Raw genomic sequence first — 25,555 nt, 5'->3', positions numbered from 1 at the left:
CAAAGAGTGGATGGATAATCTCTTGAGCCCACAGCCGCCGCTTATTGACCCATTTGGGCGTGCGGTGAACTATCTCCGGGTCTCGGTGACGGACCGCTGCGATTTTCGCTGCGTGTACTGCATGGCAGAAGACATGACATTTCTGCCGAAACGCGACCTGTTGACTCTCGAGGAGCTTGACCGTCTGTGCTCAGCGTTCGTTGACAGAGGTGTGCGCAAGCTCCGGCTCACCGGCGGTGAGCCCCTGGTCCGCAAGAATGTCATGACGCTTGTCGAAAGCCTGTCGCGTCACCTTGAAAGTGGCGCGCTTGATGAGCTGACGGTCACGACCAACGGCTCGCAGCTCAAGCGTTTTGCCGAGCCACTTTTCAGACACGGGGTCCGACGCGTCAACGTATCGCTCGACACGCTTCGCCCAGACGCCTTCCGCGCGGTCACCCGCTGGGGCGAGCTGAGCAAGGTTCTTGACGGTATCGACGCGGCTCAGGCAGCGGGCCTCAAGGTCAAGATTAACGCGGTGGCCCTCAAGGGCTTCAACGAGCATGAAATTCCCACGATGATCCAGTGGGCACACGAGCGTGGGGTCGACTTCACGCTGATCGAAACAATGCCGCTTGGTGAAATCGAAGAAGATCGAACTGATCAGTATCTGCCGCTGACAAAGGTCAGACGCCAGCTCGAACAGATTTACACGCTCACCGATCTGCCAGAGCGGACGGGCGGCCCGGCGCGCTACGTCCGTGTTGAGGAAACCGGCGGCAAATTAGGCTTCATAACGCCGCTCACCCACAATTTCTGCGAGAGTTGTAACAGGGTGCGGGTGACGTGCACCGGCACGCTTTACATGTGTCTGGGTCAGGAAGATGCGGCTGACCTACGGACGCCATTGCGAGCCTCCGAGGGTAACGATCTGCTCTTCCAAGCGATCGACGAAGCGATCAGCCGGAAGCCTAAGGGCCATGATTTCGTCATCGACCGGACGCGCGCCCAACCTGCCGTCGGCAGGCATATGAGCATGACCGGCGGCTGATCAGGCCAGGACGACCGACTGCCGGATAAAGCTCCCGTTCTCGCCAGCTTCCATAACGAAATGCGCGACGTCTGCGCGCGATATCGTGCCGAGCCGCCACGAGGATGGTTCGGTCAGAACCTTGTATCTCTTTGATAACGCACCCGCATTGAGGATTGTGGGGCGAACGAGCGTCCAATCGAGGTCGCTAACCTTGATCATGTCTTCCTGGCGGCTCTTGTCCGCGTAAACACGCCCCAAAACAGCATTGTGGCCGAGTGCGACTAGCTTGCTCATCGTCTGCTTGCTCTCACCGGACCCATAGCCGGTAATCGTGATCAGGCGCTTCACGCTCGCAGCCTGCATGGCTGGGATCAGGACGCTCGTCGCGTCAGAGAAAAGTGTTTCGCGCTCCCACAGCATCGCGGGCCGTTCTCGGATCCCCAGCGCCTGCACCACGATATCTGCGTCCTCGAGCGCTGCGTTCACGTCCGACGCGTCGCGGGCGTCGCCCTTGAAACCCTGGATATGGCTGCCATCGAACTGGGTTTCGCCTGCACTCCGGCCAAAAGCTCGTACGGCGATCGACTTCCTATCAAGTTGTTCGACCAATTGGCGGCCGATACCTGATGTTCCGCCCATGACCAGCCAGCGCATGCCATCTACTCCGCTCTTATGTGAAAGATGACTGTCTTACGATGCGCAAAGCGCAAGGTTCACACCTGCGACGCAATAGCCGTCAGTCGACCCCGAACAGATCACGGGTGAAAACCTTATGCTTGACGTCTTCAAGGTCCGGTGATCGCCTGTTGGCGATGATGACGTCGCACGCGCTCTTGAACGCATCGAGATCGCGCACAACCGCTGACCCAAAAAACTCCACCGCATCGAGCGACGGCTCGTAGACGATGATCGGAATACCCTTGGCTTTGATCCGCTTCATCACGCCTTGCACGGAGCTGTCTCGATAGTTATCGGACCCCTCCTTCATGGTCAGCCGAAACACGCCGACGCATTCGGGGTTCCGCGCCAGCACCTGCTCGGCGATGAAGTCCTTCCTTGTTGTGTTGGCGTCGACGATCGCCCGGATGAGGTTTTGTGGAACGGACTGGTAGTTGGCTAGAAGCTGCCTGGTGTCCTTGGGCAAGCAGTAGCCGCCGTAGCCGAAGGATGGGTTGTTGTAGTGCGAGCCAATCCGGGGATCGAGGCCAACGCCCTTGATGACGTCGCGCGTATCCATACCGGCCGTTTGCGCAAACGTGTCCAGTTCGTTGAAGAAGGCGACGCGCATGGCGAGGAACGTGTTGGCGAACAGCTTGACCGCTTCCGCTTCATCGGGACCGGTCAAGACGATGGGAACGTCTTCACGTCTGGCGCATTGGGCGAGCATCGCGGCAAATCGTTCACCGCGCACGGAGCGGTCGCCGACGACAATCCGTGAAGGGTACAGATTGTCATGCAGCGCTTTGCCTTCCCGCAGAAACTCTGGCGAATGAATGATCCGATCGGTCTTAAACTGGTCACGCAGTCGCCGGACCAGCCCTACGGGTATGGTCGAGCGAATGACACAGACGGCGTGTTTGCTGGCGTCGAGTACTTGGTCAATGACCGTCTCCACTGATCGGGTGTCGAAAGCGTTTGTCTGCGCGTCGTAGTTTGTCGGGGTGGCAATGATCACATACTCGGCATCGCTGAACGCGGCCTGCGCGTCGGTCGTCGCGGTCAAGCTGAGCTGCCTGGAGTGCAGATACTCTTCGATCAACGGTTCGTCGATCGGCGACCGCTTGTCGTTGAGCAGCTGAACGCGATCTTGGTCGATGTCGTAGGCAACGGTCTCGAACTGTTGAGAAAGCAGAACGGCGTTTGATAAGCCGACATAGCCGAGCCCCGCGACGGCTATCTTCTCCGACATCGCGCTACCCTTTGAAGCTCATATGGAAAGACGGGCACTGTTTAGGGTACGCGCTACGACCGCGCAACGGCTGCGAGTAACCGCCTATGCCGCCATCGAAACCTTGTAGATCCGTTCCGCTGTTTTATGGGCAATCGCGGCAGCTTCGTCAGCTGAGAGCGTGGCAAGAACCTGACGGGTTATCGCGATCCAGCGGGGCAGGCCGACTGCCAGATCGACAACGGGCCAATCGCCGCCCCACAGGATGCGGTCAGGGCCAAAGATGTCGATCATGCGGTGCAGATAAGGCACCACAGCGGTCGCCGGGTCCTGGCCGGGCCCGCAATTGACGGTCAGCCCGGAAAACTTCACGACCACGTTAGGCAGCTTCGCGAGCTGGGTCATGGCGTCCGCCCATGGGTCCATGGCGTTGTTGGCAATGTCCGGGTTGCCGCAATGGTCCAGAACGAACTGGGTGTCCGGGCAGACGGTCATGAGTTCAAGCGCCAGATGCAGTTGCCGGGCGTGCATAACAACGTCGAACGTCCTCCCGGCTTGCCCGATGGCGCGCACGTTACGCCGGAAAGTCTCGGTTTGGGAAACGCCATCATCCACCATGTGCAGGATGCGGCGGTAACCGACCACACCAAGTTCAGCGCTTTCTTCAAGCCAAGCGTCAAAGCCAGAAGCGTGCTCAGGCCGACAACAGGCTATGATACCGCGGGTTGGAGATCCGTCGATCGCTTTGGCAACAAAGCGCGTTTCGTCCTGGTAACGCTCTTCATCGGGGTCGACTTCCATGAACAACGCCCCGCCGACGCCGAGCCCTTTCGTCAAGGCGGCGTAGTCATCGAGCGTGAAGTCGCGCCCATCAAGGATGGGTGCCCGAACGGTCCAGCTGTAGCGCGCTGCTTCGCGGTAGATCAGGTGCTGGTGCGTATCGAACAGAAGCGGCTCTGCCATCGCGCGTTCGCCCTAGAGGTAGCTGTTGACGAGGTTTTCGAGGATTTCCTGGCGACCTGAGCGAGGTTGAGGGTTGATCCCATCGCGCAGCACCCGTTCATGGATGGCGTCCAGGCTTTCTTCGTTCAGCATCGCCTTGCCGCCTGAACCGTCCCAACCGGCATAGCGCTCGGCCCGCAGAGCCTCCAACTTTCCGTCTTCCAGCATTGCTGCCGCCGCCTTGAGACCGCGTGCGCAGACATCCATCGCGCCCGCATGTGCAGCAATCAGATCGACTGGATCCAGCGATTGCCGCCGCAGTTTCGCGTCGAAATTGGTGCCGCCTGTTGTGAACCCCCCGGCCTTCAAAACCTCGTAATAGGCCAGCGCAACTTCGGGCACCGAATTTGGAAACTGGTCAGTGTCCCAGCCCGATTGGTAGTCGTTGCGGTTCATGTCGATGGACCCCAGAACCCCTAAACTCGCGGCCATGGCGAGTTCATGCTCGAAGCTGTGCCCAGCCAGAATAGCATGGCCTTGCTCGATATTGAGTTTCACCTCGTTTTCGAGACCGAAGCGTTTGAGGAAGCCGTACACCGTCGCAACGTCATAATCGTACTGGTGTTTGGTCGGCTCCTGAGGTTTGGGCTCAATCAGGATCGTTCCCTCGAATCCGATCTTGTGCTTGTAATCGACCACTTTGTGCAGCATCCGCGCTGCCTGCTCGGCTTCGCGGCCAAGGTCGGTGTTCAGCAGGCTTTCATAGCCTTCGCGCCCGCCCCACAAAACGTAGTTTGCGCCACCGAGCTTATGCGTTGCGTCCATGCAGGTCTTGATGGTCGCCGCCGACCAGGCGAACACGTCCGGATCGGGGTTGGTGGCTGCTCCGGCCATGAAACGTCGATGCGAGAACAGGTTCGCGGTGCCCCACAAGAGTTTGGTGTTCGAGGTTTCCATCTTCTGCGCGAAGTAATCGACGATCGCCTCAAGGTTGCGCTGGTTCTCCGCGAAACTGTCACCTTCGGGGCGGACGTCGGCGTCGTGGAAGCAGAAGAACGGCACATCGAGAAGGGCGAACATGTCGAAAGCAACGTCGGCCTTCAATTTCGCAAGCTCCATTGTGTCGCCAAACCACGGACGATCAAATGTTTGCCCGCCGAACGGATCCCCTCCGGGCCACGCGAACGAATGCCAGTAAGCGACAGCGAAACGCAGATGATCCTTGAGCTTTTTGCCCATGACGACTTCTTCGGGATTGTAATGCCGATAGGCGAGGGCGTCCGCGGGGGCGTTGGGATCGAAGCGAACGGGCTCAAGCCCAGCGAAGAAATCGGTCATTGCAAGTCTCCAAGCGCGCCACGCGCGCGAACATACCGGTCGTAGCCTTCATCGAACGTCGATGTGAGCGCGGCGACAGGTTCAATGGTTTTGGCAATGGGCGGCTTGGCCGCGATCTCCGCACCCGCACCCGTCGCAGCCATCAGGCCAAGCCGCGCGGCACCGAACGCGCCGCCCAGTTCGCTGCCTTGTGGCAGGTCGATTGGCTTGCCGAGACAGGTTGCCAAAGCGGAAAGCCAATAGTCCGATTGGGTTCCGCCTCCTACGCCCAAAAGCGTTTCATAGTGTGTACCGGTCGCCTCGAGCGCGACCTGACAATCGCGCAGCGCAAAGCATACGCCTTCGAGCACCGCTCGTGTTGCCGCATCTCGGTCTGTGGCGTGTTCCAATCCGAGGAAGCTGGCTCGGATGGCCGCATCGTTGATCGGCGTCCGCTCGCCACCCAGGTAAGGCAGGAAGACAGTTCGGCCCGGCGCTTGGAGCTCGCCCAGGGAGCTGGTCAGGGCAGGGGGCTCCGAGCCGACAAGGCCAGCGAACCACGCCAAGGCGTCGGTGGCAGCGAGAATGACCCCCATCTGGTGCCAGGTATTGGGCACGGCGTGACAGAAGGTGTGAACCGCCGTTTCAGGATCGGGTTGGTAGGCGCCATTGGCTGCGAACAGAACGCCCGAGGTCCCTAGCGAAACAAACGCATCTCCGGGCTTGACGACGCCAACTCCAATTGCCGACGCTGCATTATCCCCGCCACCACCCGCGACCACCACTCCTTCGGAAAAACCGAACGTTTCAGCGAAGTCTGGGCGGAGCTTGCCAGAAATCTCCGAGCCTTCAACAAGTCGGGGCATTTGCTCCCGCGAGAGGTGCGCCTTTGCCAGAAGCGTATTCGACCAATCGCGCCCTCCAGTGTCGAGCCACGAGGTTCCAGCCGCGTCCGACATGTCTGAGACGGCTTCGCCTGTCAGCCACAAACGCAGATAATCCTTCGGCAGAAGGACCTTGTCGATTGTGTCGAACAAGTCAGGCTTGTTGACCCGAAGCCATTCGATCTTTGGGGCCGTAAAGCCCGGAAAGACGATGTTGCCGGACAGCTTGCGGAAGTCGGGGTCGGCATCCATCGCCGAAGCCTCGGACGCAGAGCGCGTGTCGTTCCAAAGCATGCTCGGCCACAGTGGCTTGCCATCGGCGGATAGGGCCGTTGCGCCATGCATCTGCCCGGACAGGCCAATGCCTTTGATCGAGCTAAGGTCGATCTGCTCCTTGAGAGCGCCGAAGACCCTCTCGCACGCGGCGATCCAGCTATCGGGATCCTGTTCGGACCATCCGCTTTGCGGTCGTGAGACCTCAAGCGGAGCTGTCGCGCTCGCTACCAGTGCCTGCTCGTCATCGATGACCAGGCCCTTGAGACCGGAGGTGCCAAGATCGAGGCCAAGATACATGGATTTCAGGCCGCCAGCGTTTCAAGCAAGCGCGCCACCGCTTCGGCACCCGGATCGTTGTGTCCGGCAAGCTTGTCTTCGGCGATATAGCTCGCGCGACCTGCCTTAGCCTTGGTGATCTGTGCCGTTTGATTGGCGCCAGCCCGAGCGGCGGCGGCGGCGGCCGCGACGCCATCTGGCAAAGCTTTGAGAGCGGGTCCCATGGCATCGATCATGGTGCGATCGCCCGGTTGGGCACCACCAACCTCCATGATCCGGTCGAGGCCCGCTTTCAAGGCGCCCGTCGCCGTTGAGCCATTGGCAGACGCATCACCGGCGGCAGCAAAGAAAATCGCGAGCAGAACGCCCGATGACCCGCCCATCGTCTGGCTCAGTTCCAGCCCAAGGGCCCGGTAAAGCTGTGTGGTATCCGCCAGAGGCATGCGGGAAAGCGCTCCCTTCAGGGCACGGGCTGCGCCCGCAAGCGTTGACCCAGTGTCACCGTCGCCTGACTTGGCATCGAGCGCGTTGAGGTCCGCTTCGGCGGCAACAAGCGCGTCGCAGCACTTCTCAAGGAAGGCCGCCATCTCGGGATTCGCCGAGGGCGTTGGAGCGATAGGCGAAAGTCCATCGGGAAGCGGATTGACCGGCACATCGCCAACGGGATGGCAGCCCGGCCACGACCATGGCGCGACAGGTGCCGTGAGCGCTTCGCGGTCCTCGTCTGTGAGGGGAAGCAGCGAGACGGAAAAACCTTGCATGTCGAGGGAGGTCATCAATGGCGCAGGACCGATCTTCATCGTGATGTGCTCGCCAATCCGCGAACGGATCAGCTCTTCGGCCAGTACCGCCATTTCAAGTGGCATGGCGCCACCGAGATTGTTTAGGAGCGCAACGTGCGGCCCGTCTTCCATCTTCGGCGCCAGACGTTCAACGACCATCGCCATGGCATCGCGGGCGCCGGAGTAGTCGACCTGTTCGATCCCCGCTTCGCCATGGATCCCCAGCCCAAGCTCTGCTTTGCCCAGCGCGATCCGGTCTTCTTTTGGCGAGCCTGGCACGGTGCAAGTATCGAGCGACATCCCGATTGAGATCACGCCCTCGATGACGCGGTTTGCTGCTTGGGTGACCTGATGCAGATCGGCGCCTTGTTCCGCCAGCGCACCAGCGATCTTGTGCACGAACAAGGTGCCGGCCACGCCGCGCGCCTGCGGCAGATCTGGTAGAGCCACATCATCATCAACAATGACCATCGAAACCTTGTGACCCAAGGCCCGCGCACGTTCCGCCGCGAGGCCGAAGTTCAGCCGGTCGCCCGTATAGTTCTTGACGATCAGCAGGCAGCCCGCTTTTCCCGTGACCGCGAGAATGCCCGCGAGGACCGCATCTACCGAAGGGGATGCGAACACATCACCGCACACTGCAGCCGTGAGCATGCCCCGACCAACGAAGCCTGCATGGCTAGGCTCGTGGCCGGAACCGCCTCCCGAAACGAGCGCCACCTTCGACTTGTCCCAATCGGTGCGCACGACGACCTTGATGTGCGGATAGCCATCAAGGCGGGCCAACTTGTCCCCAGCGGTCCGAAGACCACCATCGATGGCTTCGGTGACCAGCGTTTCTTTCGAGTTGATGAATTGCCGCATGGGTAGGTCCTTAAGCGAAAAGGCAGTCAGGCGACGCGTGCGCCGTCCGTGCCAAAATACAGCGGTTTATCGGGGGCGATCTTGACGGCGTCTCCGGGCCCAAGCTCGGTGTGAACATCGGCCAATGTGATCATGTCGTGGCCCTTGAAGCTCAAATGCAGCCGGGTCTGGTCACCCAGGTGCTCGACGCGTACGACCTGAGCTTCCTGACCGTCGCCTTCGCGAATGTGTTCGGGTCGAAGACCGATGGTGGCGGCCTCATTGGGTGCTCCGGGAAACAGATTTGCCGGCAACAGATTGATGCGTGGCAGGCCAAGCCGTCCGGCCACATACTGGCTCACCGGATTCTCGTAGATCTCGCGCGGGCTGCCGAATTGCACGAGCCGCCCCCTGTCGAGGACACCAACCTGCGTTGCCATCGTCATGGCTTCGATCTGGTCATGGGTAACATAAAGCAGCGTTGCGCCGAGGTCGGCGTGGATTCGCTTCAGCTCAATCCGCAGGTCGGCGCGCAGCTTGGCATCGAGCGAGGAAAGCGGCTCATCCATGAGGTAGATGTTTGGATCGCGGACCAGCGCGCGTCCAATGGAGACCCGCTGCATCTCGCCGCCAGACAGTTCGGTTGCCTTGTTGTCGAGCTTGTGCGGGATGTGCAGAACCTCGGCAACTTTCTGCACCTGCCGCGCGATCTCATTCTCGGGCGTTTTCAGGATCGGACTGCGCAGCGGAAACGCAAGATTATCCCTGACTGTCATGTGCGGATAGAGCGAATATTGCTGGAAGACCATCGCCACATTGCGTTGCGCGGGCGTCAGATTGGCAACTGACTGCCCTTCGATCGTGATGTCGCCGCTATCAGGCTTCTCGAGCCCTGAAATAAGCCGCAGCGTCGTGGTCTTTCCCGCGCCGGTTGGCCCAAGCAATACAACGAATGCACCGTTTGAGATCGTCATGCTCACGTCTTCGACGGCGACATCCTGGCCAAAGCGTTTGGTGATCTGCGATAGAGAAACATCAGCCATTGGCGGCTCCCCCATGCGCGGTGTTGGCGTTGAGGTCTGAGCGCAATGCGCGTCCTGTCGCCTCATCAAAGAGCGTGATCGTGCGCGCGTTGAGCGTCAAACCAACGGTCTCGCCAACCTTTGCCACCTGACTTGAGGGGACCCGAGCCTTCAAAGACCCTCCGCCTGTTTTGAGGGTGACGATCTGGGTTGTGCCCAAATACTCCGTCGCCTCAACCTCGCCGCGCAGGTCCCCATCATCAACGAGCTTCACGTGTTCCGGTCTGACGCCGACCACGATGTCGCCGCTGAAGCTCTCATGCAGCGATGGGACCTCGATCGTGTGGTCCTGAACCTCAATCGCGTGGCCGCCTGCGTCTAGTGATGTCGTAACCGGCTCGAGAAAGTTCATGGAGGGAGAGCCAATGAAGTCGGCAACGAACATCGTTGCCGGTTTGTCATAGATATCCTGAGGTGTACCGAACTGCTCGATCACGCCATGATTCATGACCACGATCTTGTCGCCCATCTGCATGGCTTCGAGCTGATCGTGGGTCACATACACCGTGGTCGCGCCCATCCTGTCGTGCAGCGCCCGTAGCTCTTCGGCCATATGCTCGCGAAACTCGGCATCGAGTGCGCCCAGTGGTTCGTCCATCATGAAAGCCTTGGGATGGCGTACGATCGCCCGCCCAAGCGCAACGCGCTGCCGGTCGCCCCCCGATAGACCACCGACCGGCCGGTTCAGGATGTCCTCAATGCCGAGGATCTTCGCGACCTCCGCTACCTTCTCCTTGACTTCCACCTTTGGCATTCCCTGGCTGACGAGCGGATAGGAGATGTTTTTGCGCACATTCATGTGCGGGTAGAGCGCAAACATTTGGAACACCATCGCGATGTCCCGCTCCGAGGCAGGCCTCTGGCTGACCTCTTCGCCATCAATGGTGATCTCGCCAGAGGTCGGCAGCTCAAGTCCCGCAATCATCCGCAAGGTCGTTGTCTTGCCGCAACCCGATGGGCCCAGCAGCATGAAGAACTCACCGTCCTCGATTGTGAAAGACGAAGACTGGACGGCGGTGAAGTCGCCGAATTTCTTACGCAGATTATTGATGATGATCTCAGCCACGCGTCACTCCCGGAAGTGGCTGACGACGATGAACATCACCGTGCCCACGAGCGTTACGATAAAGGAATAGGTGTATAATTCGATCGCGAAGGGTTGCATGAGCATGAACACACCAAGCGCGATAAGGATGGTGGCGACCATCTCCCACGGACCGCGTCGTCTCTCGATGATGCCGGTGAAGAACTTGCTCATTTCCGGACGGCCCCGTTTGCGGTTGATCGGGAGGCCCAGAGCCAACACACGTGGTTTGGGGCGGTTAACCGGACAGGTTTCATCGAGACCATCATTTCCGGACGGCCCCAAACGTGATGCCGCGCAAGAGGTGTTTGCGCAGGACGATGGTGAACACCATAACAGGCACCAGGAAGAGCGTTGCGCCCGCCGCGACAGCCGGCCAGTCCAGCCCGCCAACACCGATGATCGTCGGAATGAAGGGCGGCGCGGTCTGTGCCGTGCCAGACGTTAGGAGCACGGCAAAGGCGTATTCATTCCAGGCGAAGATCAGGCAGAAAATCGCGGTCGAGGCGATACCCGTCGCGGCTTGCGGCAGGACGATCTTGTAAAACGCCTGAAAGCGCGTGTAACCGTCGATCAACGCCGCCTCTTCGTACTCGCGCGGGATCTCGTCGATAAAGCCTTTGAGGAGCCAAACTGCCAACGAGATGTTCACGGCGGTATAGAGCAGGATCATGCCTAGGTGCGTGTCCGACAGGCCCAGCTCGCGGTACATCAGGAAGATCGGGATCGCGACGGCAATGGGCGGCATCATCCGCGTACTGAGGATGAAAAACAGCAAGTCGTCCGCCAAAGGTATTCGAAACCGGCTGAACGCGTAGGCGGCAAGGGTCCCCAGAAACACGCTGAGGAATGTCGAGCCAAAACCGATGATCACCGAGTTGAGGAACCGTTCGCCGAACTTCGACGGGCCGACAATGACCATGTCATACTGGCGCACGATCTCATCGTACCAGGCCTCTGGTGGATTGGCGTCGAGGAACTCCTGGGTTTGCCGGGTGCGTTGCGTGAACAGGTTCACATAGCCTTCCAGCGTTGGTTCGAAGACGATCTTCGGCGGGTAGGCGATGGCGTCGGAGGGCGATTTGAAGCCGGTGATGAAGATCCACGCCAGCGGAATCATGGTGATGAGCGCGTAGGCGATCACCAGCGTGCCAGCGATGGTCTTTTGCCGTCTGGACGGTTCGTTGATGGAGTGCGCAGCCATGACCTTAGCGCTCCTTCACCTTGTTGAGCGCCTTCACGTAGATCGAGGCGAGGCCGAAGACCGTGACGAACAGGATGATGGCATACGCGGAGGCATAACCCGTCCGCCATTTCTCGAACGCTTCGCGCTTGAGGTTGATGGAGGTCAGCTCGGTGACCGTACCCGGGCCACCGCCCGTCAACTGCACCACCAGATCGAACATCTTGAAGTTCTCGATGCCCCGGAACAGCACCGCGAGCATCAGAAACGGCAAAACCATCGGCACCGTGATCGTCCAGAACTGTCTGAACTTGGAAGCGCGGTCGATTTCGGCCGCCTCGTAGATGTAATCGGGGATACTTCGCAGGCCCGCCAGACAGATCAGCATGACGAACGGTGTCCACATCCAAGTGTCCACGATAATGATCGCCCACGGTGCTAGTGTAACCGAGCCAATCATTTCAAACGAGGACGGATCGGCCCCGGTAAAGAACGAGATGATGTAGTTGAAGACGCCAATTTGTGGTTGATAGAGAAAGGTCCAGAAATTGCCCACAACGGCAGGGGACAACATCATCGGCAGCACGATGATGGTCGTCCAAAGATCGTTGCCCTTGAACTTCTTGTTGATAAGGTAAGCGAGCGCAAACCCAATCACGACCTGTAGCGCAATGGTCCAGAACAGGAAGTGCGCCGTCGCCTGCATCGTCATCCAGATATCGCTATCGGTGAGGATGCGCTCGTAGTTGCGAAGGCCGACGTAATCGACCTCGCGATTGGGGCGGTTCGCCCGAAAGTTCGTGAAGGACAGATTGATCGTCCAGATCAACGGAAAGATGTTGATCGCAAGCAGCAGAAAAATCGTCGGCCCAACAAATATCCAAGCGATCGCACGATCGCTTAAGCCTTTGATTTTATGCGCGACTTTTGGCGGCGTCGCTTGAGCCACGCGGTCCATGGTGCTGTCAGCCATGGCTTGTTTCCTTAGCTGGACGCTTGGCGGTCAAGGTCTGCGAAAGCGGCGCGATACCGGGCACCAAGACACGTTGACCGCGTGAAAAGGGCTGCCAGACCCAGAGGGTTCAGGGCCTGGCAGCCACGAGTTGCGCGCGAACGCGCGGGAGGAACGCCCCCGGGCTCGCTCTTAAAGCTTGCCCTCGTCTTCAAAGACCTCGGTCCAGTCTTCAACCAGAAGGTCCAAAGCTTCCTGCGCTGTCCCTTGGTCAGCAACAACGTAGTCATGCAAGCGCCGCTGCATGGCGAGCAGCAACTCGGCGTAAGTCGGCTCCTGCCAGAAGTCTTGTACATTCGCCATTGCTTCGAGGAAGTCGCCAGCGAACGGTTGGCTGTCGACAAAACCGGGGTCGTTCAGCACCGAATTGTGTGCCGAATAACCGCCGAGCTCCCACCACTGCGCCTGAATGTCGGGCTGCGCGAACCACTTGATGTACTCAAGGGCAGCATCTTGCTTTTCGGAATATGCGACAACCGAGATGCCCTGACCGCCAAGCGTCGACGCTTCGACTTCCTGTGGCGGGTTGACGAAGAAATCGATCGTGTCGCCGCCGATGTCCGGATCGGCGTAAAGGCCCGGGAAGAAAGCAAACCAGTTCATCGCCATGGCGACCTGACCGGATTTGAATGCGTCCAGTGACTCGCCCATGTAGCTATCGGTGTAGCCCGGGGGCGTCGCCGTTTCATACAGCTCTTTGTAGAACTCAAGCGCTTCGACAGCGGCAGCGGAGTTCACCACGCCATCCATCTGGTAGGACCCCGGCTCGCTTTCATATTGGAAGCCCCAGGCATAAAGCGCCCCGGTTGCACCCATGGTGATGCCTTCCGAACCGCGTTCGGTGAAGATGGCGGCGCCATAGCGGGTCTGGCCGTCGATCTCGCGCTCTTGGAAGAATTGCGCAATCTGCAGCAGCTCGCGCTGCGTTTGCGGCTCGCGAAGTTCTTCACCTGTTTCGGCGAGATATGCGGCGCGGATGTCCTCGCGCTCGAACCAATCCTTGCGGTAGAACCAGCCATTGGCGTCCCCCATGGCGGGCAGAGCGTAGAAATTCTCCGAACCTTTGGGCCATGTGGAGTAAGCGTAGACGGTCGCCGGAGCGAAATCGTCCATCGAGATGCCTTCGGCGTCGAAAAAGTCGTTCAACTTCACATAATGGCCGGCCTCGGCACCGCCGCCGATCCACTGGCTGTCACCGATCAGCAGGTCGCACAGCTGGCCACCTGAGTTGAGCTCGTTGAGCATGCGGTCCGCGAAGTTTGGCCATGGCACAAACTCGAAGTTCATGGTGTGGCCGCTCTCCTCTTCGAACTGCTTGGACAGTTCGACAAGTGCGTTTGCCGGATCCCAGGCCGCCCAGCAAAGTGTCAGATCTTCCGCTTGAGCCGCAGCTGCAGGAAGCCCGACGGCCCCGACCATGCCAAGCGCGCCGGAGAGCGCAGTCGCGGTCAAAAATTTCATGGATTTCATGTGATAATCCTCCCTGTGAGACCCGTTGGCGTCGTCTTGTGACGAACTTTTTCGGGCTTGTTTCAAGACTAAATGAGGTGCGTACCTCAAGTAAAGAACTTTTTTGAGGAACGTGCCTCAAATTTGCTGAGTGTGTGGTTTGAACTCCCGTATCTCATTGGAAACAGTCAGATATTCAGTTTCACCCAAGCGCCATTGCGCGTGGATGATCGGACGCATGCGTCGACAAAGGCAACGCCCTCAAGCCCATCGTGCACGGTTGGGAACACGACATCGCCATCGATTGGCGCTCCCGACTGGGCGGCGCGGATGGCGTGTGCGGCTTCGCTGTAAATGGTCGCGAACCCTTCGAGATATCCCTCGGGGTGGCCCGGCGGGATCCGGCTCACACGGCCCGCGGCGTCGTTCGAGCCGGCACCGCCTCGCGTAATCAGACGTTTGGGTTCTCCAAAAGGGGTATACCAGAGATAGTTTGGGTCTTCCTGGCACCACTCGAGCCCTCCCTTGGTGCCGTAGACGCGCAGCCGTAGCGCATTTTCGTTGCCCGGTGCGACTTGGCTTGACCACAACATACCGCGCGCACCACCGGCAAACCGCAGCATCACCTGCGCATTGTCATCGAGCTTGCGACCATCAACGAACGTGCTCAGTTCCGCCGATAGTTCCTCCAGTTCAAGGCCCGTTACGAAGCGTGCCAGATTGTAGGCGTGCGTGCCAATGTCGCCGACACAGCCACCTGCGCCCGATTGTGCCGGGTCCGTGCGCCATGCGGCTTGTTTCATCCCGGTCTGCTCAAGCGGTTCGGACAACCAGTCCTGCGGATACTCGGCCTGCACGACACGGATTTCCCCGATGTCGCCGCTGGCGATCATGGCGCGGGCCTGCCGGATCATGGGGTATCCGGTGTAATTGTGCGTCAGCGCGAACACCGCGCCGGATTTTTCGGCTACAGCGACAAGCTTCTTGGCGTCGGTAAGCGTCGAGGTGAGGGGCTTGTCGCAGATCACATGGATGCCGCGTCTGAGAAACTCGCGCGCGACGGGGTAGTGCATGTGGTTGGGCGTAACGATCGCAACCGCATCGATGCCCGCTTTCAGTCGGCCCTCGCGTTTGGCCATCTCGGTGAAGTCATCATAGACCCGGTCAGGGTCGAGGCCCAGATCAGCGCCTGAAGCGCGCGATTTTTCCGCGGTCGACGAGAAGCAGCCCGCGACCAGCATGAAGTGATCATCGATGCGGCTGGCGATCCGGTGGACACCGCCGATGAAGGCATCGCGACCGCCGCCGACCATTCCCAGCCTGATGCGTCCCGCGTGCGTGTCGTCTTTACCTTCAATGGCCATGGATGTCTCCCGTCAGTATTACGCGGCCTGCCAGCCGTCTTGTATGAGCGTGATCGCCTCCGAGGCGACCTGGTCTTCCGTGTCGAAAAGTGGTCTCCAAACCTTCGTTGCCGCCGCGAGGTCCGGCAGCGCCAATCCAAAGGCTTCAACCACCAGCCAGTCGTCGTAGCCGACTGATTTCAGCGCATTGAAAACTGCCGCAAAATCAATGTGTCCACGGCCCGGCGTGCCGCGATCATTCTCGGATATGTGGATATGGTTGATCGCAGATGCCGTCCGGTGGATGGCTTCAATCGGGTTCTTCTCTTCGATGTTGAAGTGGAAGGTGTCGTACAGATAGCCATAATGATCAGCCGCCACGCCCTTGACCAGATCAGCCGCCTGTTGGGCGGTATTCAAGGCGTAGCATTCGAACCGGTTGAGCGGTTCGACCGCGAGCTTCAAGCCGGTGCCCACGGCGTGATCGGCCATCGCTTTATGGCTTTCAGTCAGATGTTCCAGCTCTGATTGGGTGGGCCCGCTGCCCGAAAACGTTGCCAGCGGCTGGGTGAAGGGCCCGCACAGAACCTCAGCGCCAAGGGCCTGAGAGCAATCGACGAGCCATTTGAGGTGATCGACACCGGCCGCGCGCGTCTGTGCGTCAGCGGCCATAGGGTTGGCTTCCGGACTGGCGACAACGCCGACGGTTGTTCTGCGCAAACCCATGTCATCGAGCTTGGAGCCAAGCTCGCCATAATAGCTCGGGTCGGCCTCGAACACCGGCACTTCGACCCCGTCATAACCGAGCGCCTTCAGCCGTTCGCAAACCGGCAGAAGGTCGTCGGTCAGGTGGGTCGTCCACAGCAGAAGGTTAAACCCGATCTGCATGCCTGCCGCCGCGCTGTTTCGTTGCAAAGCACGTCATCGGCCTACAGACCGAGCATCTTGCGGTTGGCCGCGTCATCGGCTCCGCCGCCAGCGAAGTCGTCAAAGGCGACTTCAGTCGGCCGGATAATATGATCCTTGACGAACTGCGCACCTTCGCGTGCGCCATCTTCGGGGTGCTTGATCGCGCATTCCCATTCGACGACCGCCCAGCCATCAAAGCCGTACTGGGTCAGCTTGGAGAAAACGCCCTTGAAGTCCACCTGACCATCGCCAAGCGAGCGGAACCGTCCCGCACGATCTACCCAGCTTTGATAGCCGCCATAAACGCCTTGCCGGCCAGTGGGGTTCAGCTCCGCATCTTTGACGTGAAACATCTTGATGCGGTCGTGGTAGATGTCGATGTTGGCGAGGTGATCGAGCGCCTGCAGCACATAGTGCGAGGGATCATACAGCATGTTGGCGCGAGCATGGTTGCCCACGCGCTCGAGGAACATCTCGAAAGAGATGCCATCATGCAGGTCTTCCCCTGGGTGGATCTCGTAACAGATATCTACGCCGCACTCTTCTGCGTGATCGAGGATCGGCTTCCAGCGAGCCGCCAGTTCATCGAACGCGGTTTCGATCAGGCCGGCAGGGCGCTGCGGCCACGGATAGACGTAGGGCCAGGCGAGGGCGCCCGAAAAGGTGACATGGGCGCTGATACCCATGTTCTTGGATGCGGTGATGGCTTTCATAACCTGATCGACTGCCCAGGCCTGCCGCGCTGCCGGATTGCCATGCACGGACGGGTCTGCAAATCCATCGAAGGCGGCATCATAGGCGGGGTGCACCGCGACCAGTTGGCCCTGTAGATGCGTCGAAAGCTCGGTGACGGTTATCCCGTTGGCAGCTGCCTGCCCTTTAAAATCATCGCAGTAGGTCTTCGATTCAGCTGCCTTGGCCAGATCGAAAAGCCGACCGTCCCAGCTCGGAACTTGTACACCGATGTAGCCGCAATCGGCGGCCCACTTCGTGATCGCGTCCCACGAATTGAATGGTGCTTCATCGCCCGCGAACTGGGCGAGAAAGAGCGCTGGGCCCTTGATGGCTTTCATTGGTGTCTCCCGGTGTTTCTTGTTTTTGGAGCGTGCTTAGGGAAGGTTTTCCTTCAGCACGATCTCGATACGGATCCGTTCTTGGCTTTCGATGACGGGCCGACCGTCGCAGCGCGAGCGCAAAACCCGCGTCGCAGACCGGACCAGATGTCCGATGTTTTGATTGATGACCACATCGATCAGGCCTGACCCCAGGCATTCGCGGGCGTGTGGCGTCAGTTCGTGAGCGATCACCACCGGCTTGTGTGGATAGTCGATCGTCTTCAGCGTCTGCGTCAGTCCACGTGTTCCCGCTCCGACCAGGTAGATGCCGACCACATCGGAATGGTTGTGCAGGCATTCCTGGCTGACCCGAGCCGTGGTTTCGCGATCATCATAACCTTCCAGAGAAGGCAGAACCCTCAAATGGGGGAAGTCGTTCGCTAAAACTTCATCAAAGCCCTGCCGCCGCTGCACCATATCGCGCGCGAGCGTCGTGTTGACGATGACCATGATCTTGCCCGCCGCCGGGCCGATAAACCGCCCCATCAGGTGGCCTGCTGTGCGGCCAGCGGCCAGGTTATCGATGCCGACAAAATGGTCGCGCTCGGCGTTTGGTTGGTCGGTGACCAGCGTGGCGACCGCGATCCCCTGTCCTTTTAGGTGGGCGATCATATCGCGCACAACCGGCGTCTCGTTCGCCATGATCGCGATACCGTCGAGCCCATCGTCCATGATCGCCTCAAGCGATCGCCGCATGATGGCCGAGTCGTTCAGAGGGACCTCAACGATCCGCAGTTCAGCCCGATCGATGCGCAGCCCTTCCGATGCCTCCGCTATGGCATCGCGTAACGCACCCAGAAACTGAGTCTTGCTGTCGGGGAGAACAAACGCGAAGCGATATTGCCGACCGCGCGCAAGGTTTGCCGCATGCACGTCGCGAACATAGCCGAGCTTTTCGATTGCGTTGTGAACTCGCAAAGCGGTTGGCTGCCGCACGCCCGGGCGGTCGTTGAGTACACGATCAACGGTGGCAAGGCTCACCCCCGCTTCGTGTGCGATGTCATGAACGGTGGGTTTTCCCATTATCTCGCTCAGACTTGAAAGTCGGTTCGCTCTGCCCCGACCTCTCCCTAGGGCGGCGAACCTAGGCTGCTTTTCTGAGGTACGTCAATCAGAAAGCTTGATTGCACAGCACGGCGCTTGCGCGAGGCCGTATGCGGCGTTAGCCATGGGGAAAACAGTCCACAACAATAAAATCGGGGGGATGGACCATGAAAACGCGCGCAGCCGTAGCGTTCGAGGCGGGAAAGCCGCTAGAGGTCATTGAAGTCGATCTTGAGGGTCCCAAGGCAGGCGAGGTCCTTGTCGAGATCAAGGCAACCGGGATTTGCCACACAGATGAGTTCACCCTGTCTGGCGCGGACCCCGAGGGGGCCTTCCCGGCTATTCTGGGCCACGAGGGCGCGGGGATCGTTCAGGAAGTCGGACAGGGCGTGACGTCCGTTCAGGTCGGCGACCATGTCATCCCGCTGTACACGCCCGAGTGCCGCGAGTGCGACTACTGCCTGCACCCCAAAACGAACCTTTGCCAGAAAGTTCGCGCGACCCAGGGGCAAGGCGTTATGCCCGATGGTACGAGCCGCTTCTCCTACAAAGGCGAGAAGCTCCTGCACTACATGGGCTGCTCGACATTCTCGAACTACACGGTTCTGCCCGAAATCGCGCTGGCGAAGGTTCGCAATGACGCGCCGTTCGACAAGATCTGCTACATCGGCTGCGGCGTGACCACGGGCATCGGCGCGGTCATGTTCACCGCAAAGGTGGAGCCAGGCAGCCGCGCCGTCGTCTTTGGCCTGGGCGGCATTGGACTAAACGTGATCCAAGGGTTGCGCCTCATTGGCGCGCGCCAGATCGTTGGCGTCGACACGAACCCCTCAAAGCAGGCCATCGCCGAGCAGTTCGGCATGACCGATTATGTCAATCCCAACGAGATCAATAGCGATCTGGTCGGCCATCTCGTTGAGCTTACAGAAGGCGGGGCTGACTACTCGTTCGAATGCATCGGCAACGTTGAAGTCATGCGCGCGGCGCTGGAGTGCGCGCACAAGGGATGGGGTGAGAGCATCATCATCGGCGTGGCACCAGCGGGCGCTGAGATCCAGACCCGGCCGTTCCAACTGGTCACCGGGCGTGTCTGGCGCGGTTCGGCCTTCGGCGGTGCGAGGGGCCGCACGGACGTGCCCGGAATCGTCGACATGTACATGGAGGGTCGGATCGATATCGATAGCCTCATCACCCACACCATGCCGCTCGACGATATAAATAAGGGCTTCGACCTGATGCACGCAGGCGAGAGTATTCGCTCGGTGGTGCTGTATTGATCGACCTGTCGCCGGTTCAATCCTTCGCGTCGTTCGGCGGTACCGTCGAGGTTTATGATCACGCCTCAAAAGCCTGCAATTGCATCATGCGATTTGCGGTCTACACGCCGCCGCAGGCGGCGGAGGGGCCGGTTCCGGTGCTGTGGTATCTATCGGGGCTCACCTGTAACTGGTCGAATGTAACCGAAAAGGGCGGATACCAGCGCTACGCCGCCGAGCATGGCCTGATGATTATTTGCCCGGACACCTCGCCGCGCGGCGAAGGCGTTGCTGATGACGAGGCCTACGATCTGGGGCAGGGCGCTGGATTCTACATTGATGCGACGCAGGTGCCTTGGGCGACGCATTTCCAGATGGAAACGTATATCACGCGGGAGCTTCCGGCGCTGATCAGGGCCGAGTTTCCCGCCGCCGATCTCTCGCGACAGGGCATCTTCGGCCATTCCATGGGCGGGCACGGCGCGCTGACGTTACACCTCAAATATCCTGACTCTTACGTAAGCGTCAGTGCCTTTGCGCCGATTGTCGCCCCCACCCATGTTCCATGGGGCCGGAAGGCGTTTTCTGCCTATCTTGGAGAAGGCGCGGAATGGTCGGCGCACGACGCAACACAGTTGGTCAGGCGGCAGCGGACCGATGCACACATTCTCATCGATCAGGGCGACGCGGATGGTTTTCTCGATGAACAGCTCCGGCCCGACCTGTTTGCCGAGGCTTGCGCGGAAGCCGGTCAGGCGGTCACGCTGCGCATGCAGCCGGGCTATGACCATTCCTACTATTTCATCGCAAGCTCTATGGGCGACCACATCGCCCACCATGCAAAGGCGCTCAAAGCCTAGCTGCCAGCCTCCCCACTGCTTGTGCGCCAATTCAGCTCGTCAAGTTCCTCGTCACTGAACACATAAAGCTGCTCGGGCGGTGTTGCCATCGCCTCGATCCAAGCGCGTGGATCAACGCCCATATCGTCGAGAAGCTGTTGCGCCTGCGATGAGATAAATTGCGCGCCCTGCATGCCGTCCTGGACGGTGCCGACGGTCGCATCGGGCGTGAAAACCTGGTGGACACCGAGGTTTGCTGTTTCATCAATGACACGCTCAATCCCTCCGGAGAAGGCGAGGGGGCAGGACGATGCACAATAGCCGTTGGCGACAATTTCGGTCGCGATGTCGCGCTCGCGAATACCCAGAGCAACGCCGATCGCATCGCGAACGCTGCCGCCGGGGGACTGAAAGACGATGAGAGCGACATCCGCGTTGGCGTCGATGAACGCTTCAAAATCATCATAGGTCGTTAGCGTAATACGCCCGATACCAGTCGCGCTGCCGTCGCCATCTGAGAAAAAGCGCATCGCTTGTCCCAGTGCCTCTTGCGGGTCCCCTTGAAAGCCGGGGAGGTCTGTAGACCGGACTGGTTGGCGGCTCGGCGATGACCCAGGACTGTAGCGACGAAGCTGATCTTCTCGGCCTGGCACCGGCGGAGCGGCTGGCGCGAGGCGCGCTGGCGTGTCGGGTGAGAATTGAGCGGACTGTGCAGACAAGGTGCGGAAATCATAAGTCAAAGCCGCGACCGACCCGCCGACCAGCGCGGCGAACAACAATCCCAGAACCCAATCCGAAGTGGCGAAACCATCGCGCTCGGTGGCCTGATTATCATTAGTTTCGACCGTTTCGTTCACCGTCAGCGGTCCCGCTTGGCCGTCGGCAAGGTCGTGACATCTGCGCCGTGTTGTTCGGTGCCGCCGCTGTCCGGATCGGCTTCTGCGCGTACAGGCTGGGGTGCGGCCGGTTGAGGCGGCATGGCGATTTCATCGGGTTCCTGAGCAGCTGGTCGCGCCGTCTGCTGAAACGATGGCTGCATGGCCTGGTACAGCTTCAAAGCCTGGTTCATTTCCGCCACCGTCACGTGGTGCGCATCAAGCTCAGCCCCTTCTTCGCGGCGAATGGCTGAGTGCACACCCGCAAGAATGAGGATCAGGACGGCTGGCAACAAATCGATTGAGATCGCTCCGGCCCAGGAGGGTAGAAAATCGCTCGCATACTGCAGCACCGCTTCGGGTGTCGATAGTGGGACAAACCGGACAGGTTGTACCGGCTCCCGGAGGAGGATCGCGTCTGCCGCGCCCGCCAGTGCATTTGACTGCACGCCAATTGCGCTTTCCACCCGTTCAACGATTGCCGCCTGCCTTGAAGCGAGATCGGCGCTGTTACCGTCGACTTCCGGCGCAACGAACGCTGCGCTGAGGTCTTCCGCCGCGCGCTTGACCGCAGGCGCAATGCTGGTCTCGGACAGCGCGTTGATGATGCCGGTAAGAACGACGGCTTCTTCTGCGAACGCGATGGCGCGCGGTTCAATCGGCCCCGCTGCAGTCACGATCCGGCGCATTTCACCGAGATACTGCCCGCCTTGCTCAAACAGCGCATCCGATTCAACGCGAGACGCGCGCACTTCGGTTGCTAGTCCCTCAAGCTGACCGGCCATCTGATTGAGAAGCTGCACAACTGTTCCCGAGCCGGACGTGCCGGTAAGCGAGCCCGTCGCCAACTCTTCCCGAGCCAGCCTGCGGAAACGCTCCGAGGCAAGCTGAATATCGGGGAGCAGTCCCTGCGCGGCGAGCGATGTCTCGTGCGCTTCGGACAAGCGCGCCTGATACTCTTCGGTCGTTTGCGCCAGATGCTGTTCGATAGCCGCACCGCCGGCCAGCGCAGCCGCGTTCAGCCAAGATGACATCGCCACGATCATCATCGAGCCGACGGCCATCGCGATGATCATCGTTCGGCGATCGGAGGCGTGCCGGATGTGCGGTGTAAACTGGATCAGGTAAGACCAGAAAGCGTAGATCCCGATTGAGACCGCAGTCGAGTAGATGAGCGCGCCAAAAAAGACGACGGGCCCGATCCCCTGCAGCAGGCCGCGGACCCCCAGATACGTGTAGACGCCGCTCGCCAGCGCCAAAATCGCAAGCGTCAGCTTGGTTGTCGTTTCGAGCCGGCTGACGCCGCGCCGTAAGGCTTCCGCCATGGATCCCCATCCCTACGCAGAACAGTGCCGGAGAGGCGTCGTTGAGCGCTCACCGATATGGTTAGCAAGGTCTTAACCCGATCCTTCGTGCCTGTGTACGTCAAAATTCGGGCACGGTTACCGGTCGGCTTCGCCTTGCAGGCATCGAGGCGGGGATCAGCGTTCGGTCTACGCCGTCAGCGCGGTGAAAAGCCACACGCTGCCGTCGGACACTGCAAGCGCGGGTGATCCATTCTTGTCCGATACATGCGCTATTGCTCCCGCACCGCTCGCAGAGGCACTTGGCAGGGTTGCAACAGTGTACTGGCCAACCCGCACCGGGCCAGCAACGTCAAGTGCGCACGATGGTGATGCATGGCCGATAGCGACATTGCCGGTCGCTCCGTCGGCGGCCAATGCTGTCGCCCATGCGCCACCCGCTTCGACCTTGAACGACAGATCATCGTTGCCCGCGAGGCCGACTTCTGCCTTGCCGGTCCAGCCTGACTGAAAGAGTAGCGTCGCCGTGTCCGCCGTTGAGGCTTTGTTGAATTTCAACTGCATGTCCGCGGTCGCAGCCGTCATCAGCACAGCATCGCTGGCGACGGCGAGACGGTTGGTGGTGTCGGCGCTTGTCCCAATCCCCAACTGGTCGAGCAGAGCCGGTGTGATCCCAACCCAAGTCGTGCCGTCGAAGATGACCGCCTGCGTCTCATCCGCAACCCAGGCCAGCCAGCCCACCTTTGGCGCATGAAACGCCCAAGATGCGTCGGAGAAAGCGGCCAACTGACCATCTTGCCCCGCAAATGCGTCAGCCGCGCCGCCGGGCACAATGTACCGGGAGCCTTCCGTCGGGCTCGCTGGAGGCGATGCGGTGGTTCGGCTCTCGACAGCAAGTTGCACGATCGTATCGAGCGCTTTGAGAGCTTCGTTATGCGTCAGATGCTTTGTGGCTTGACCGGCAGCCAGATAGGGCAGTGCGAGATGATGGGTGCTGGCCATGAACGCCTCCTGAGATCGCAAAATCGGCGGCGAAGCTAAGGCCGTCTGCACAGGCGTGGAAAAGGCGAGGGCTTATCCCCGGTCGATGACCTTGAAAGCCTCGACGTCCACCACGCCATGGTCGGTGATCTTGAGGGAGGGGATGACCGGCAGCGCAAGGAATGCCAGCTGCAGAAAAGGCTCCTCCAGCGTAACCCCCAGGGCCCGCGCCGCCGACCGGAGCTTCTCAAGCTCGGTTTTCACCGTCTCGAAGGGTTTCAGGCTCATCAGACCGGCCACCGGCAAGGCCATTTCGGCCAGAATTGTGCCATCCTGGACCACGACGAACCCGCCTTCGAGCGCGGTCAGCCTGTTCGCAGCGACTGCCATATCGGCATAGTTCGCGCCAATCGCGACGATGTTGTGGTGGTCGTGGCAGACGGTCGATGCGATTGCTCCTGCCCTTAGCCCGAAGCCCTTGACGAAACCGTTGGCGATGTTTCCGTTCTTGCCGTGCCGTTCGATGACCGAGATACGGAGGAGATCGCGCGCAACGTCGGGCGGCTTGTCGCCATTATGTGGGGGAATTTCTTCTTTCAGATGATCGGTGAGGATTTGGCCCGGACGGATACCGATGACCGGCGTTGGGTCCATCTGGCTGGTGTCGCGGAAACCATCGGCCGTTACTGTCGATGCCTGCACCGAGCGTCGTCCAACTGGCTCGATGGAGCCACGTGATGCGAAGGCTTCCGTGCTGACCCGCCGTCCACCGCAAAAGACCATCTGTGCATCGCACGCCTCAAGGGTACGCACGGCGACGATGTCGGCGCGTTTACCAGGCGCGATCAGGCCGCGATCTGACAAGCCGAACGCGCTCGCGGCCGAAAGGCTCGCTGCGCGGTAGGCCGCCAACGGGCTGGTGCCGAGCGCGATCAGAGTTCGGATCATGAAATCAAGGTGGCCGTGTTCCGCGATATCCAGCGGATTTCGGTCGTCAGTGCACAGGCACATGTAGGGTGCCGTCAGATCATTGAGCAGAGGTTGCAACGCGTGCAGATCCTTCGAGCAGGAGCCCTCGCGGATCAGGACGCGCATGCCTTTCTGCAGCTTTTCGCGCGCCTCGTCAGCTTTTGTCGCTTCATGTTCGGTCGATATGCCAGCGGCGAGGTAGGCATTGAGGTCCTTGCCGGACAGAAGCGGGCAATGGCCATCGATGTGGCCCCCGGCAAACAGGGCTAGTTTATCGAGGCATTCAGGATCACGGTGGATCACGCCGGGATAGTTCATGAACTCGGCAAGGCCGATGTTCGACGGGTGGTCCATAAACGGTGCCAGATCGTCTGCAAGGAGCCGCGCGCCGGACGTTTCCATGTGGCTTGAAGGCACACAGGCCGACAGCTGCACCTTGAGGTCCAGCAGCATGTGGGCCGATGCCTCTTGAAAATAGCGGATGCCCTCAAGCCCGATCACGTTCGATACCTCGTGCGGATCGCAAATCGCGGTGGTGATCCCGCGCGGGGTGACGCAACGGTCGAATTCGAACGGTGTGACGAGGCTCGATTCGATATGCAGGTGCGTGTCGATAAATCCGGGCACGAGTGTCAAGCCTGAAACATCAACCCGCTCGCGGCCCGTGTAATCCTCCCCGATACCGACAATGGTGTCGCTGCAAATGGCCACATCGCCCTCGATCATCCCCCCGGTTATGAGGTCAAAGACCACACCGCCTGCGAGCACCAGATCGGCCGGCTCATCCCCCCGCCCTTGGGCGATGCGTCTCGCCAGTGTCTCTTGATCGGTCGAAGTGATGGGGGGCGTCATGGGCGGGTCCAGTTGGCGATGTGGGGGCATAATCGCGG

General features: G+C 60.1%; 23 protein-coding genes. 3 read left to right on the top strand and 20 right to left on the bottom strand.

Features of this window, described 5'->3' with window-relative positions; genetic code table 11:
• Positions 1–10 precede the first annotated feature (10 nt).
• Positions 11–1,030: a GTP 3',8-cyclase MoaA gene (gene moaA / locus AAF739_08175; GenBank protein ID MEM6382634.1), complete on the top strand. Its 1,020-nt coding sequence runs from the start codon at positions 11–13 to the stop codon at positions 1,028–1,030.
• Here the strand turns inward: moaA and AAF739_08170 are convergent, their stop codons facing one another.
• From AAF739_08170 to AAF739_08095, 16 genes are all read right to left on the bottom strand, one after another.
• The gene (locus tag AAF739_08170) at positions 1,031–1,666 is read right to left on the bottom strand and encodes an NAD(P)H-binding protein (GenBank protein MEM6382633.1); all 636 of its coding nucleotides are present in this window, start codon (positions 1,664–1,666) and stop codon (positions 1,031–1,033) included.
• A gap of 82 nt (positions 1,667–1,748) precedes the next feature.
• Positions 1,749–2,921 carry a nucleotide sugar dehydrogenase gene (locus AAF739_08165; GenBank protein MEM6382632.1) on the bottom strand — a complete coding sequence of 391 codons (1,173 nt, stop codon included), beginning with the start codon at positions 2,919–2,921 and terminating at the stop codon, positions 1,749–1,751.
• Between the two features lie 84 nt (positions 2,922–3,005).
• Positions 3,006–3,863, bottom strand: a complete 858-nt coding sequence (locus AAF739_08160) for an amidohydrolase (protein ID MEM6382631.1) — start codon at positions 3,861–3,863, stop codon at positions 3,006–3,008.
• Between the two features lie 12 nt (positions 3,864–3,875).
• Positions 3,876–5,180: a xylose isomerase gene (gene xylA / locus AAF739_08155; GenBank protein MEM6382630.1), complete on the bottom strand. Its 1,305-nt coding sequence runs from the start codon at positions 5,178–5,180 to the stop codon at positions 3,876–3,878.
• On the bottom strand, positions 5,177–6,616 hold the full coding sequence (xylB, locus tag AAF739_08150; protein ID MEM6382629.1) for a xylulokinase: 1,440 nt from the start codon (positions 6,614–6,616) through the stop codon (positions 5,177–5,179). The genes xylA and xylB overlap by 4 nt, the downstream gene beginning before the upstream one ends.
• Before the next feature lie 5 nt (positions 6,617–6,621).
• Entirely contained in the window at positions 6,622–8,241 is a 1,620-nt protein-coding gene (locus AAF739_08145; GenBank protein ID MEM6382628.1) for a dihydroxyacetone kinase subunit DhaK, read from the bottom strand.
• Positions 8,242–8,267: 26 nt separating this feature from the next.
• Positions 8,268–9,263 carry an ABC transporter ATP-binding protein gene (locus AAF739_08140; protein ID MEM6382627.1) on the bottom strand — a complete coding sequence of 332 codons (996 nt, stop codon included), beginning with the start codon at positions 9,261–9,263 and terminating at the stop codon, positions 8,268–8,270.
• The gene (locus tag AAF739_08135; protein ID MEM6382626.1) at positions 9,256–10,368 is read right to left on the bottom strand and encodes an ABC transporter ATP-binding protein; all 1,113 of its coding nucleotides are present in this window, start codon (positions 10,366–10,368) and stop codon (positions 9,256–9,258) included. The genes AAF739_08140 and AAF739_08135 overlap by 8 nt, the downstream gene beginning before the upstream one ends.
• 3 nt (positions 10,369–10,371) lie before the next feature.
• The gene (locus tag AAF739_08130) at positions 10,372–10,560 is read right to left on the bottom strand and encodes a hypothetical protein (protein ID MEM6382625.1); all 189 of its coding nucleotides are present in this window, start codon (positions 10,558–10,560) and stop codon (positions 10,372–10,374) included.
• Between the two features lie 91 nt (positions 10,561–10,651).
• Positions 10,652–11,590 carry a carbohydrate ABC transporter permease gene (locus tag AAF739_08125; protein ID MEM6382624.1) on the bottom strand — a complete coding sequence of 313 codons (939 nt, stop codon included), beginning with the start codon at positions 11,588–11,590 and terminating at the stop codon, positions 10,652–10,654.
• Positions 11,591–11,594: 4 nt separating this feature from the next.
• Entirely contained in the window at positions 11,595–12,542 is a 948-nt protein-coding gene (locus AAF739_08120; GenBank protein ID MEM6382623.1) for a sugar ABC transporter permease, read from the bottom strand.
• Positions 12,543–12,713: 171 nt separating this feature from the next.
• Positions 12,714–14,051 (bottom strand): ABC transporter substrate-binding protein, encoded by a 1,338-nt coding sequence (locus AAF739_08115; protein ID MEM6382622.1) that lies wholly within the window; start codon positions 14,049–14,051, stop codon positions 12,714–12,716.
• A 167-nt stretch (positions 14,052–14,218) separates the two neighbouring features.
• Positions 14,219–15,394: a Gfo/Idh/MocA family oxidoreductase gene (locus AAF739_08110; GenBank protein ID MEM6382621.1), complete on the bottom strand. Its 1,176-nt coding sequence runs from the start codon at positions 15,392–15,394 to the stop codon at positions 14,219–14,221.
• Positions 15,395–15,412: 18 nt separating this feature from the next.
• Entirely contained in the window at positions 15,413–16,261 is an 849-nt protein-coding gene (locus AAF739_08105) for a sugar phosphate isomerase/epimerase (GenBank protein ID MEM6382620.1), read from the bottom strand.
• A gap of 41 nt (positions 16,262–16,302) precedes the next feature.
• Entirely contained in the window at positions 16,303–17,355 is a 1,053-nt protein-coding gene (locus AAF739_08100; GenBank protein ID MEM6382619.1) for a sugar phosphate isomerase/epimerase, read from the bottom strand.
• Between the two features lie 36 nt (positions 17,356–17,391).
• Complete coding sequence (locus AAF739_08095) at positions 17,392–18,420, bottom strand: LacI family DNA-binding transcriptional regulator (GenBank protein MEM6382618.1); 1,029 nt, start codon at positions 18,418–18,420, stop codon at positions 17,392–17,394.
• A gap of 188 nt (positions 18,421–18,608) precedes the next feature.
• Here AAF739_08095 and AAF739_08090 point away from each other — a divergent pair, with 188 nt between their 5' ends.
• Both AAF739_08090 and fghA read left to right on the top strand, forming a co-directional pair.
• Positions 18,609–19,718, top strand: coding sequence for an S-(hydroxymethyl)glutathione dehydrogenase/class III alcohol dehydrogenase (locus AAF739_08090; GenBank protein ID MEM6382617.1), 1,110 nt, complete (start codon positions 18,609–18,611; stop codon positions 19,716–19,718).
• A gap of 5 nt (positions 19,719–19,723) precedes the next feature.
• Positions 19,724–20,557 (top strand): S-formylglutathione hydrolase, encoded by an 834-nt coding sequence (gene fghA / locus AAF739_08085; GenBank protein MEM6382616.1) that lies wholly within the window; start codon positions 19,724–19,726, stop codon positions 20,555–20,557.
• Here fghA and AAF739_08080 read toward each other — a convergent pair.
• From AAF739_08080 to ade, 4 genes are all read right to left on the bottom strand, one after another.
• Positions 20,554–21,393, bottom strand: coding sequence for a hypothetical protein (locus tag AAF739_08080; protein MEM6382615.1), 840 nt, complete (start codon positions 21,391–21,393; stop codon positions 20,554–20,556). The genes fghA and AAF739_08080 overlap by 4 nt on opposite strands.
• 2 nt (positions 21,394–21,395) lie before the next feature.
• Positions 21,396–22,736, bottom strand: coding sequence for a hypothetical protein (locus tag AAF739_08075; GenBank protein MEM6382614.1), 1,341 nt, complete (start codon positions 22,734–22,736; stop codon positions 21,396–21,398).
• A 168-nt stretch (positions 22,737–22,904) separates the two neighbouring features.
• A complete protein-coding gene (locus AAF739_08070) occupies positions 22,905–23,717 on the bottom strand; it encodes a DUF2793 domain-containing protein (protein ID MEM6382613.1) in 813 nt (270 codons plus the stop codon).
• Positions 23,718–23,789: 72 nt separating this feature from the next.
• Entirely contained in the window at positions 23,790–25,517 is a 1,728-nt protein-coding gene (gene ade, locus AAF739_08065) for an adenine deaminase (GenBank protein ID MEM6382612.1), read from the bottom strand.
• Positions 25,518–25,555 lie beyond the last annotated feature (38 nt).

This window comes from Pseudomonadota bacterium (assembly GCA_039024915.1).
Taxonomy (GTDB): domain Bacteria; phylum Pseudomonadota; class Alphaproteobacteria; order Rhizobiales; family MH13; genus MH13.
The sequence above is the reverse complement of the archived record's forward strand: the minus strand, read 5'-3'. Positions and strand labels throughout refer to the sequence as shown.